10 protein-coding genes are annotated in these 10,235 nt (G+C 68.0%); 2 read left to right on the top strand and 8 right to left on the bottom strand.

Features of this window, described 5'->3' with window-relative positions; translation table 11 throughout:
* Positions 1-95: 95 nt before the first annotated feature.
* Complete coding sequence (locus AP428_RS12910) at positions 96-830, top strand: PepSY-associated TM helix domain-containing protein (protein WP_006477527.1); 735 nt, start codon at positions 96-98, stop codon at positions 828-830.
* Positions 831-890: 60 nt separating this feature from the next.
* Here the strand turns inward: AP428_RS12910 and AP428_RS12905 are convergent, their stop codons facing one another.
* From AP428_RS12905 to AP428_RS12870, 8 genes are all read right to left on the bottom strand, one after another.
* Complete coding sequence (locus tag AP428_RS12905; protein ID WP_011546438.1) at positions 891-1,916, bottom strand: XdhC family protein; 1,026 nt, start codon at positions 1,914-1,916, stop codon at positions 891-893.
* A 253-nt stretch (positions 1,917-2,169) separates the two neighbouring features.
* Positions 2,170-3,576, bottom strand: coding sequence for an amino acid permease (locus AP428_RS12900; protein ID WP_011546437.1), 1,407 nt, complete (start codon positions 3,574-3,576; stop codon positions 2,170-2,172).
* Positions 3,577-3,809: 233 nt separating this feature from the next.
* Positions 3,810-4,466: a response regulator transcription factor RqpR gene (gene rqpR / locus AP428_RS12895; RefSeq protein ID WP_006477530.1), complete on the bottom strand. Its 657-nt coding sequence runs from the start codon at positions 4,464-4,466 to the stop codon at positions 3,810-3,812.
* 7 nt (positions 4,467-4,473) lie between these two features.
* Positions 4,474-5,289 carry a quorum system sensor histidine kinase RqpS gene (gene rqpS, locus AP428_RS12890; protein ID WP_053524886.1) on the bottom strand — a complete coding sequence of 272 codons (816 nt, stop codon included), beginning with the start codon at positions 5,287-5,289 and terminating at the stop codon, positions 4,474-4,476.
* Positions 5,290-5,704: 415 nt separating this feature from the next.
* A complete protein-coding gene (locus AP428_RS12885) occupies positions 5,705-6,475 on the bottom strand; it encodes a ferredoxin--NADP reductase (RefSeq protein ID WP_006477532.1) in 771 nt (256 codons plus the stop codon).
* A 290-nt stretch (positions 6,476-6,765) separates the two neighbouring features.
* Complete coding sequence (locus AP428_RS12880; RefSeq protein ID WP_006477533.1) at positions 6,766-7,581, bottom strand: endonuclease/exonuclease/phosphatase family protein; 816 nt, start codon at positions 7,579-7,581, stop codon at positions 6,766-6,768.
* 5 nt (positions 7,582-7,586) lie between these two features.
* Positions 7,587-8,075, bottom strand: coding sequence for a hypothetical protein (locus tag AP428_RS12875; RefSeq protein ID WP_011546435.1), 489 nt, complete (start codon positions 8,073-8,075; stop codon positions 7,587-7,589).
* A 146-nt stretch (positions 8,076-8,221) separates the two neighbouring features.
* Complete coding sequence (locus tag AP428_RS12870; protein ID WP_034174348.1) at positions 8,222-8,950, bottom strand: nitroreductase; 729 nt, start codon at positions 8,948-8,950, stop codon at positions 8,222-8,224.
* 250 nt (positions 8,951-9,200) lie between these two features.
* Between AP428_RS12870 and AP428_RS12865 the strand changes: the two genes are divergently transcribed.
* Positions 9,201-10,181, top strand: coding sequence for an AAA family ATPase (locus tag AP428_RS12865; protein ID WP_006477536.1), 981 nt, complete (start codon positions 9,201-9,203; stop codon positions 10,179-10,181).
* Positions 10,182-10,235: the final 54 nt, after the last annotated feature.

The raw sequence follows: 10,235 nt of genomic DNA, 5'->3' as shown, positions 1-10,235 counted from the left end.
TTTATGTAATGATATCCATTCTCATTTTCATGCTGACCGGGCGGTGCGCACTCCCTGCGCGCCGCCCGTTGTTTTGAACGAATGGATACTTTCGCGTGAACGCGCCCGAAACGATCGACCCGCCCAAGACGGGCATGCCGCGCGCCGGCGTCACCGTGCTGCACCCGGCGGGCCGCCCGCTGAACGACGACGAACTGGCCGCGCGCCGCCAGCGCTCGCGCCGCGCGACCTTCATCAAGTGGCTGCGCAAGGTGCACGGCTGGGTCGGGCTGTGGGGCGCGGTGCTCGGGCTGCTGTTCGGCGTGACCGGCGTGCTGCTGAACCACCGCGCGCCGCCGCTGAAGATTTCGACCGGCGAGCCGCAGGTCGAGGAGCTGCAGATCGCGCTGCCGGACCCGGTGCCGAAAACGCCCGCCGCGATGACGAAGTGGCTGCAGCAGGAGCTGCATTTCGACGGCAAGCCGGGCCGCATGCGCAAGGAGCCCGCGCAGGCCGTCGCGTGGGGCGACAAACGCGTGATGCAGCCGGAGCACTGGCAATTCGGCGTGTTCGGGCCGCACCAGAACCTGCAGGCCGAGTACTGGGTCGGCAACGGCTACGTGTCGGTGAAGCGCACCGGCAACACGTTCCTGACGACGCTGAACAACCTGCATCGCGGCGTCGGAATGAATCTCGGCTGGGTGCTGCTGATGGATACGATCGCGGGTTCGCTGATCCTGCTGTCGCTGACGGGCGTGCTGCTGTGGACCGAGCTGAACAAGCGCCGCACGGTCGGCGTCGTGCTGGTGGTCGGTTCGGTTGCCGCGGCGCTCGCTGCCGGCCTGACCTGACCGACGTTCGCGCCGGGTAACGGCTGGCGTCCGGCGAGCGAGGTCACCCGCCGCCGCAGGTCAGAGCCCGCAGGCCGCGCCGCTGTTCGCCGCGATTTCGCGCGCGGCCTTCGCGCCTTCGACCTGCAGGATCGTCGGCAGCGACACGTTGTTCTTCGCGGCGGTGATCTCCGCGAGGATCGAGATCGCGATTTCCGGCGGCGTCCGGCTGCCGATGTAGATGCCGGCCGGCCCGTGCAGCCGGGCCAGTTCCACTTCGTTCAGATCGAATTCGCGCAGCCGCTCGCGCCGCGCCGCGTTGTTGCGCCGCGAGCCGAGCGCGCCCACGTAGAACGCGGGCGTCTTCAGCGCCTCCATCAGCGCGAGATCGTCGAGCTTCGGGTCGTGCGTGAGCGCGATCACGGCCGACCGCGCATCGAGCCTCATGTCGAGCACCGTATCGTCGGGCATCGTGCGGACGACCCGCGTGCCCGGCACGTCCCACGCATCCGTGTATTCCTCGCGCGGATCGCATACCGTCACCTGGTAGTCGAGCCCGACCGCGATCTGGCACAGATAGCGCGACAACTGGCCGGCGCCGATCACGAGCATCCGGTAGCGCGGCCCGTGGATCGTCACGAGCCGTTCGCCGTCGAACGCGAGCCCGTCGGTCGCCTGCGCGGGCGACAGCGACGCGCGGCCGGTCGCGAGCGTCATCGTGCGCGTGACGAGGCGGCCGGCCTCGACTTCCGCGCACAGCGCGGCGATTCCGCTGTCGCGCGTGAGCGGTTCGAGCACCAGCTGGATCGTGCCGCCGCACGGCAGCCCGAAGCGGTGCGCCTCCTCGGCCGTCACGCCGTACTTGAGCGCTTCCGGGCGTGCATCGGCCGCGATGCCGCTCGCATGCACGCGGGCGATCAGGTCGTCCTCGATGCATCCGCCGGACACGGAGCCGACCACCAGGCCGTCCTCGCGCACCGCGAGCATCGCGCCTTCGGGGCGCGGCGACGAGCCCCACGTCTTCACGACCGTCACGAGCAGCACGCGGCGCCCTTCTTCGAGCCAGCGCGCGCTGGATTTCAGTACATCGAGATCGACGCTTTCCATCGTTTTTTCCTGTTGCCGGACGGCCCGCCGCGCGGCGCCGTCGTTCGATGGCGGGATTATGAACCGCCCGACGCGCGCGTGCAGGCGGCGCGCAGCGGGTGAGGGCGAATCTGGACGATCGGGCAAGAGATCGCGACGATCGGGCACTGATCGCGCGGCGGCCGGGGGGCGGGAGAGGGGGGCATGCGGAGCCGGGGCCGGCTCCGCGTGGGGTTCGTCATGGCACGCCGAGAAAGGCGCGCCATGGCGGCGCTCAATGCGTGTCGGAGTGGCCGTGCGCGAGCTTCGAGTGGTGCCGCGAGTACAGGAAGTAGATCACGAGGCCGATCACGAGCCAGATGCCGAACGCGGCCCACGTGACGGGCTGCAGGTTCAGCATCAGGAACAGGCACGCCGCGACCGCGAGGATCGGCACCACGGGCACGCCCGGGCAGCGGAACGCGCGCGGCAGCTCGGGATGGGTGCGGCGCAGCACGAGCACGGCGATCGACACCATCGAGAACGCCGCGAGCGTGCCGATGTTGATCAGTTCGGCGAGCACGTTGAGCGGCACGAGCGCGGCGATCAGCCCGAAGAACAGGCCGACCAGCCAGGTCGTCAGGAACGGCGTCGCATAACGCGGATGCACGCGCGACAGCGCGGCCGGCAGCAGCCCGTCGCGCGACATCGCGAAGATCACGCGCGTCTGGCCGTAGCTCATCACGAGGATCACGGTCAGCATGCCGAGCACGGCGCCGAGATCGATGAAGCCCGCGACCCACTTCTCGCCGGCGACCTGCAGCGCGTACGAGATCGGGTGCGAGATGTTCGCGTACTGGGCCGACGGCACGATGCCGGTGGCGACCGCGGCGACCGTCACGTACAGCACCGCGCACACCGCCAGCGACGCGATGATGCCGATCGGCAGATCGCGCTTCGGATTCTTCACTTCCTCGGCCGCCGACGACACCGCATCGAAGCCGATGAACGCGAAGAACATCACGGCGGCCGCGCCGAACACGCCGTTCCAGCCGTGCGGCATGAACGGCTTCCAGTTCGCGGGCGTCACGTGGAACAGGCCGACCGCGATCACCAGCAGCACGACCGACACCTTGATGAACACCATGATGTTGTTGATGCGGGTCGATTCGCGGATGCCGATCGACAGCAGCGTCGTGATCACGATCATCACGAGGAACGCGGGCAGGTTGAACCACGTGGTGACGCCGGGCACCGCGCCGGGCGCGGCCGTCAGCACGGTCGGCAGCGTGAGCCCGAAGCCCTGCAGCAGCGACTGCAGGTAGCCCGACCAGCCGACCGACACGGCCGACGACGCGAGGCCGTACTCGAGCATCAGGTCCCAGCCGATGATCCACGCGACCAGTTCGCCGAGCGTCGCGTACGAATACGTGTAGATCGAGCCGGCGACGGGGATCGACGATGCGAACTCCGCGTACGACAGCGCGGCCAGGCCGCACGCGATCGCGGCGATCACGAACGACAGCATCAGCGCGGGGCCGGCCTGGACGGCGCCGGTGCCGGTCAGCACGAAGATGCCGGTGCCGATGATCGCGCCGATGCCGAGGAAGGTGAGGTCGATCGCGCCGAGCGCTTTCTTGAGCCCGGCGGCTTGCGCGCCGGCGATCATGCGATCGACGTTTTTCTTGCGGAAGAGAGACATTGCGGATGGATCGCCGGCACGCGCAGGCACGGCGCGCCGACTGAGTGAAAACCGATAATTTTAGCTGATTTGGCGTGCAAGTCCTGCGGTGGCGCAGCGACGTGCGGCGAAATCGGCCGATAAAACAAGCGCTTGCGCGCGAAACGGGAGTAAAGCGGGCGCAAAACGGGCACGGCCGAGCATGGTGCGGCGGCGGCTGCGCCCGGAATCGGACGAGTTCGAACGGGCCGGAATCAGGCGCCGGCCGTGGGCGCCATGTCGACGAGCCGGTTGCTCATCACGTAGAACGTCAGTTCCGCGTTGTTCGACAGCCGCATCTTCTCCAGCAGCCGCGAGCGGTACACGCTCACCGTCTTCACCGACAGCGACAGCGTGTTCGCGATGTCGGTGAGCCGCTTGCCCGACGCGAGCATGCAGAGCGTCTGGTATTCGCGATCGGACAGCTTCTCGTGCGGCAGCGGTTCGTTCTCGAACGACACGTATTCGGCGAGCGCCTCGGCCATCGCGGGGCTCACGTACTTGCGGCCGGCCGCGACCTGCTGGATCGCGCCGATCATCTGCGCGGCGTTGACCGTCTTCGACAGGTAGCCGGCCGCGCCGGCCTTCAGCGCGCGCACCGCGTACTGATCCTCGCGATACATCGAGAACATCAGCACCGGCGTGCGCGTCAGCTTGCGCTTGAGGCGCTTGAGCACCTCGATGCCGTTCGTGTCGGGCAGCGAGATGTCGAGCAGGATCACGTCGAATTCCTGCTTGTCGACGGCGGCCATCGCATCGCCGCCGTTCTCGGCCTCGGTCACGTCGCGGGCGACGCCGCGGTCGATCAGCAACTGGCGGATCCCTTGCCGGACGATCGCGTGATCGTCCACGAGCAGGATGTTCAGGCTCATCGCGACCTCACGAAAGCGACGTGCGGCGTGCCGCGACGGGCGCCGCCAGCAGCGAAGCCCACGCGAAGCGTGCGGTGACGCGCGTGCCGCGGCCGGTTGCCGGCGTAGCCGTCTCGAAGCTGCCGCCGAACGCCTCGCAGCGCGCGCGCATGCCGGCGAGGCCGTAGCCGCTGCGGCGATTGCGCGCGAAACCGGTCCCATCGTCGGTAACGCTCAGCGACAGGTGCGTGCCGTCGGTGACGATCCGCACGTCGACCGACGTCGCGCGGGCGTGCTTCGCGACGTTCGACAGCGCTTCCTGCGCCACGCGGAACATCGCGAGCGCACTGGCGCCCGCGAGCTGCGTCAGGCGGGCGTCGGCCGCGCACACGAAGCTCGTGCGCAGGCCGGTGCGGGCCGCATGCGTGTCGATCCACGACGACAGCGCGCCGACCACGCCCGCGTCGAGCGCCGGCGTGTCGCGCTCGTCGATGAGCCGGCGATTCGCGTCGGTCGCGGCGTCGAGCGCCTGCTGCGCCAGCGCCAGCGCGCGCAGGCAGCCTTCCGGCGCATCGGCCGGGAGCCACGTTTGAACGTTTGCGAGCGCGAATCGGGCAGCGGTCAGTTCGGCGCCGAGCCCGTCGTGCAGCTCGCCGGCCAGATGGCGGCGGGCCGCTTCGTCGGCGGCGAGAAGCTGGGCGGAAAGTGCCGCGATCCGCGCGGCGGACGCGTCGCGTTTCGACGCGGCGTCGGCCATGGGCGGAGTAGCAGCGCAGCCAGGCATGCGCTGCCGCGACGGGAACGGGGCGTGGGCGCCCAAGGGCGCGTTAAGCGACGTATCCATGACTCTCCCTGCTGTCAGAAAGCGGTTCAGACACCGGCTGGCTGCGTGGACCGGCTGCCGTTTCGATGACGGTCGCCGCCAGAGAATCGCTCCATGCCGAGGTAACAAAAGTTACGTCTTGTAACACTTTCATCCGACCCTTCCACTGTCATCCGAACGGCAACCACGCGGGCCGAATAATATCTCAAAATTTCTGAAAAGGTCATGTCGGACGGACATTTAAGGGTAAATGTGAATAATCGGAATGAAGGTGTTGTAGGAAAAACACTGACACCCGAGCGCCGGGCGACGACGTATCCAAATGTAACTATTTGAGATGGAATGGTCCCAGTTTGTTACGAATTCGCCAAGTCCGGACGAAAAAAAACCGGAGCTTTTGCTCCGGTTCTTGATGCGGCACAAATTCGGGGGCGGATCAGTCCACGAACGCGCGCTCGATCACGTAGTGGCCCGGCGCGCTGTTCTTGCCTTCGACGAGGCCGGCCTGCTTCAGCAGTTCGGTCGTGTCCTTCAGCATCGCGGTGCTGCCGCACAGCATCACGCGGTCGTTTTCCGGCGAGAACGCCGGCACGCCGAGATCCGTGAACAGCTTGCCCGTCGCGATCAGGTCGGTGATCCGGCCTTCGTTGTCGAACGCTTCGCGCGTGACCGTCGGGTAGTAGACGAGCTTTTCCTTGATGATGTCGCCCAGGTACTCGTGGCCCGGCAGGTCGTGCTTGATGTAGTCCATGTACGCGAGCTCGCCCTTCAGGCGGCACGTGTGGGTCAGGATCACCTTGTCGAAGCGGTCGTAGATGTCCGGATCGCGGATGATCGACATGAACGGCGCGAGGCCGGTGCCCGTCGACAGCATCCACAGCGTCTTGCCCGGCAGCAGGTTGTCGGCGATCAGCGTGCCCGTCGGCTTCTTGCCGATCAGCACCGTGTCGCCCACCTTCAGGTGCTGCAGGCGCGACGTCAGCGGGCCGTCCTGCACCTTGATGCTGAAGAATTCGAGATGCTCTTCGTAGTTCGGGCTGACGATCGAGTAGGCGCGCGCGAGCGGCTTGCCGTCGACTTCGAGGCCGACCATCGTGAATTCGCCGTTGTTGAAGCGCAGGCTCGCCTCGCGGGTGCAGGTGAAGCTGAAAAGCGTGTCGGTCCAGTGATGGACGGATTGGACGGTGGCGGTGTCGTATTTGCTCATGGCTTTGAAAACGGACGCGCGTAGCGGACGCGTGTAACGGGCCCAAAAACGGGCAAAAAACCGAGTGCGACGGCCCGATCGCGGATCGGCCGGCCGGCGCGTCGGACACGCGCCCTCTCGATGACAGACGTTTGAGTAACTCGTTATTTTACCCTGCTTGGGGCAGATGCGGGCTTGACCCGGGCGGCTGCGCGGATTTGGCGCAACGTATTCTTTCAGAGGGCTTTCGGTGATTGTCCGCGCGTTGTCGCGCCGACGCCGACGCGTTTCGGCGGCGCCGGCCGGCGGCGTTACTGCGGATCGAGGCGCAGGCGTGCGATGTACGGCAGGTGGTCCGACAGCCACGCGGCTTCGCCGGACGGCGCGCGCCACTCGAGCGGCGTCAGCCCGCGCACGAACATCTTGTCGAGCGCGAGCGCCGGCGAGAACGCGGGGAACGTGCGGCCCGACTCGCCGAGCAGCGTCGCGACCTCGGACAGCCCGATCTCGCCGAACAGCGCGACCGAGTCGTTGCGCCAGTCGTTGAAGTCGCCGGCCAGCATCAGCGGGCCGTCGCCCGCATTGCGGACGATCCAGTGCGCGATCCAGTGCATCTGGCGCAGGCGAGCGGCGCGCGTGAGCGCGAGGTGCGCGCACAGCAGCGTGACCGGGCGTGCGCCCGCCAGCGTCGCACGCGCGACCAGCAGCCCGCGCCGCTCGAAGCGGTGCGCGGAGATGTCCCAACGGCCGCCGAGGTCGAGCGGATGCGGCGACAGGATCGCGTTGCCGTGCCGCCACGACGGCTTGAACACGTTCGGCCCGAGCGCGATCTGCCAGTCGAGCGCCTGCGCGATCTCGGTGGCCTGGCAATGCCACACGTCGTCGACCGTATCGTCCATCGGCGCGCCGAAGCCCGGGGCTAGCATCGGGCGCGGCATGCGGCGCGCCATCGCTTCCTGCAGGAAATACACGTCCGCGTGAGTCGACTGCATCCAGTCGCGCATCGCGTTCCAGGCGGTGAAGCCGAGCGGCGAGCGGCCCTTGTGCAGGTTCCAGCTGACCGCGGTGATTTCGTCGGGCGCGGCGTGCGGCTCGGCGAACGGCAGGGACAGGGCGTCGGCGGACATGACGCTCAGTCCTTCGCGACGTGCGCACGCACGCGGTACACGAGATGCGGATGCTGCTCGACGAGCGTCCAGTCGGTCCAGGCGTCGCCGCCGACCGCCAGGCCGGGGTGGCTCGCGACGATCTGCCGCGGCGACGCGGGCACGCACGGATCGCTGCGCGTCGCGTTTTCGTCGTCGAGCGTTTCCTGCACGTCGAGCCCGAGCGACACGGTGTTCGCGTTGGCGTCGACGGCGAGCGGGGCGACCGTCACCGAGCGCGAGCGCTCGGTCGGCACGACGCGCGCGGCATTGCCGCAGCCCACCGGTACGGACGACGGATAGCGATGGGTATCGGTGCGGGACTGGCCCACGGTGGTGTTTTGCTGGAACGTGTCGATCGTCTGACCGTCGCGCACCACCTGGATTTCCCATGCGACGACGGCCGGCGCGGGGCTCTGCGCATGGGCGGCGAGCACGACGCTCGCAAGCAGGACGGCCAGGCCGTGTTTCAGCATGAAACGTCTCCGGAAACGCGGGATAGCGGGGAACGGACGCACATCTTACGCCCGATCGATTTCGGTCGTGATGTGACAGGACGCGCCGCGACAGGTTCGCAGCACGATGCGGTCCTGCTCGACAGGTAAGGCCGCGTCATGCGTTTTCAAGCGAAAAAGCGCGTGAACTCGGCGACGCTGGCGCGCTCGGTGACGAGGCGGTTCTCGATCGCGTCGGGGTCCGCATGGCCGAGCGACATGCCGCAGACGAGCTGCTCGTTGGCCGGAATGTCGAGGTGTTCGGCGACGATCCGGTGAAACGGCACGAACGCGGCCTGCGGGCAGGTGTCGAGGCCGCGGGCGCGCGCGGCCGTCATCACGCCTTGCAGGAACATCCCGCAGTCGAGCCAGGCCCCTAACGTCATCACGCGGTCGAGCGTGAAGAACAATGCGACCGGCGCATCGAAGAAACGGAAATTGCGCGCGTGCTGCGCATGCATGCGCGCCTTCTCGTCGCGGCCGATGTTCAACAGGCCGTACAGGTCCCAGCCGACCTTGCGACGCCGGTCGACATACGGCGACACCCATTCGCGCGGGTAGTAGTCGTATTCGGCGACGTATTTCTCGTCGCGCGCGGGATCGTCGTAAGCCGCGGTGAGCGCGGCGGCGAGCGCGTCGCGCGTGGCGCCCGTGGCGACGTACACGCGCCACGGCTGGATGTTGGTGCCCGACGGTGCGCGGCTCGCGGCTTCGAGGATCGCCTCGATCGTGGCGCGCGGCACGGGCGTCGGCAGGAACGCCCGGACTGAATGGCGTGACTTGAGCGCGGCGTCGACGGCATCGACGGAACGGACCGCGTCGGAGTCGACGCGCGGGGAAGCAGCGGGGACGGACATCGGCAACCCTTCGGGAGGCGTCAGGCGAAGTGCGGGACAGCAGCGTGTGCGCGGCGCGCGGGCGCGATCGGGAAGCCCCGCGCGAGCATCGTGAACTTTCGATCATACGCCGCGGCGCGCGGCCGTGCAGCGTGCGCGCGCTGTTAGCAGCAGACCCGCCCGGCTGCTTGCTTGCACGGCGATACGGGATCGCTACACTGAAATCGTAAGGGTCTGATGAGTGTGTGACGGCAAGTGGAGCGAGGTGGGTATGACGACGGCGATGGTGAAGCAGGAACTGGCGGTGGCGTCCTTCAGCACGGTGTACGACCTCGAGCAGGTCGAGACGGCGCTGGGCGACCTGAACGAGAGCGCAAGCGATGCGCTGCGCTCGACCTACGAGAAGATGCTCAAGACGGGGAATCTGCGCTTCTGCGTGAAGCCGACCCGGATGCCGTCGTTCGACGCGCTCGGCGAAGCATTGCCGAACTTCGGCGAGCCGCTCGCCGACGTGCGCAAGCAGATCGCGCTGTGTCTCGAAACGGAGGACCGGCTCGAACTGATGCCGATCCTGCTGCTCGGGCCGCCCGGGATCGGCAAGACGCATTTCGCGAAGGCGCTCGCGCAACTGCTCGGCACCGCGTACCACTACGTGCCGATGAGTTCGCTGACGGCCGGCTGGATCCTGTCCGGCGCGTCGTCGCAGTGGAAGAACGCGAAGCCCGGCAAGGTGTTCGACGCGCTCGTGAACGGCAGCTACGCGAACCCGGTGATCGCGGTCGACGAGATCGACAAGGCCGGCAGCGATGCGCAATACGATCCGCTCGGCGCGCTGTATGCGTTGCTCGAGCACGACACCGCGCGCGCGTTCGTCGACGAATTCGCGGAAGTGCCGATCGACGCGGGCAACGTGATCTGGATCGCGACCGCGAACGACGCGCAAGCGATTCCGGAGCCGCTGCTCAACCGGATGAACGTGTACGAGATCGCGGCGCCCGATGCGGCCGGCGCGCGCCGCATCGCGCAGACGATCTACGACGAGATCCGCACGTCGCATGCGTGGGGGCGGCGCTTCCCCGAGACGCTCGGCGACGATGCGCTCGACGTGCTGGCCGCGACGCCGCCGCGCACGATGCGCCGCGCGCTGCTGCACGCGTTCGGCGCCGCCCGGCTCGACGGCCGCGACGCGATCGGGCCGGCCGACATCCGCGCCGACGAAGGCGCGGCGAAGCGCCGGCCGATCGGCTTCTGACGCGGCCACGCGCGCACGGCCGCGGCGTGCGCGCGTGGCGTTGGTCGCGTTGCG

This window comes from Burkholderia sp. E168m22, assembly GCF_001319805.1.
In the GTDB taxonomy this organism is placed as follows: domain Bacteria; phylum Pseudomonadota; class Gammaproteobacteria; order Burkholderiales; family Burkholderiaceae; genus Burkholderia; species Burkholderia orbicola.
Note: the sequence above shows the minus strand (reverse complement) of the source record. Positions and strands in the feature narration are given on the sequence as shown.

Bases quoted from the DNA above. Each gene is read 5' to 3' on its own strand.
- AP428_RS12905 (WP_011546438.1), bottom strand. From the start codon at position 1,916: ATGGAAAGCGTCGATCTCGATGTACTGAAATCCAGCGCGCGCTGGCTC.
- AP428_RS12900 (WP_011546437.1), bottom strand. From the start codon at position 3,576: ATGTCTCTCTTCCGCAAGAAAAACGTCGATCGCATGATCGCCGGCGCG.
- rqpR (WP_006477530.1), bottom strand. From the start codon at position 4,466: ATGAGCCTGAACATCCTGCTCGTGGACGATCACGCGATCGTCCGGCAA.
- rqpS (WP_053524886.1), bottom strand. From the start codon at position 5,289: ATGGATACGTCGCTTAACGCGCCCTTGGGCGCCCACGCCCCGTTCCCG.
- AP428_RS12885 (WP_006477532.1), bottom strand. From the start codon at position 6,475: ATGAGCAAATACGACACCGCCACCGTCCAATCCGTCCATCACTGGACC.
- AP428_RS12880 (WP_006477533.1), bottom strand. From the start codon at position 7,581: ATGTCCGCCGACGCCCTGTCCCTGCCGTTCGCCGAGCCGCACGCCGCG.
- AP428_RS12875 (WP_011546435.1), bottom strand. From the start codon at position 8,075: ATGCTGAAACACGGCCTGGCCGTCCTGCTTGCGAGCGTCGTGCTCGCC.
- AP428_RS12870 (WP_034174348.1), bottom strand. From the start codon at position 8,950: ATGTCCGTCCCCGCTGCTTCCCCGCGCGTCGACTCCGACGCGGTCCGT.
- AP428_RS12865 (WP_006477536.1), top strand. From the start codon at position 9,201: ATGACGACGGCGATGGTGAAGCAGGAACTGGCGGTGGCGTCCTTCAGC.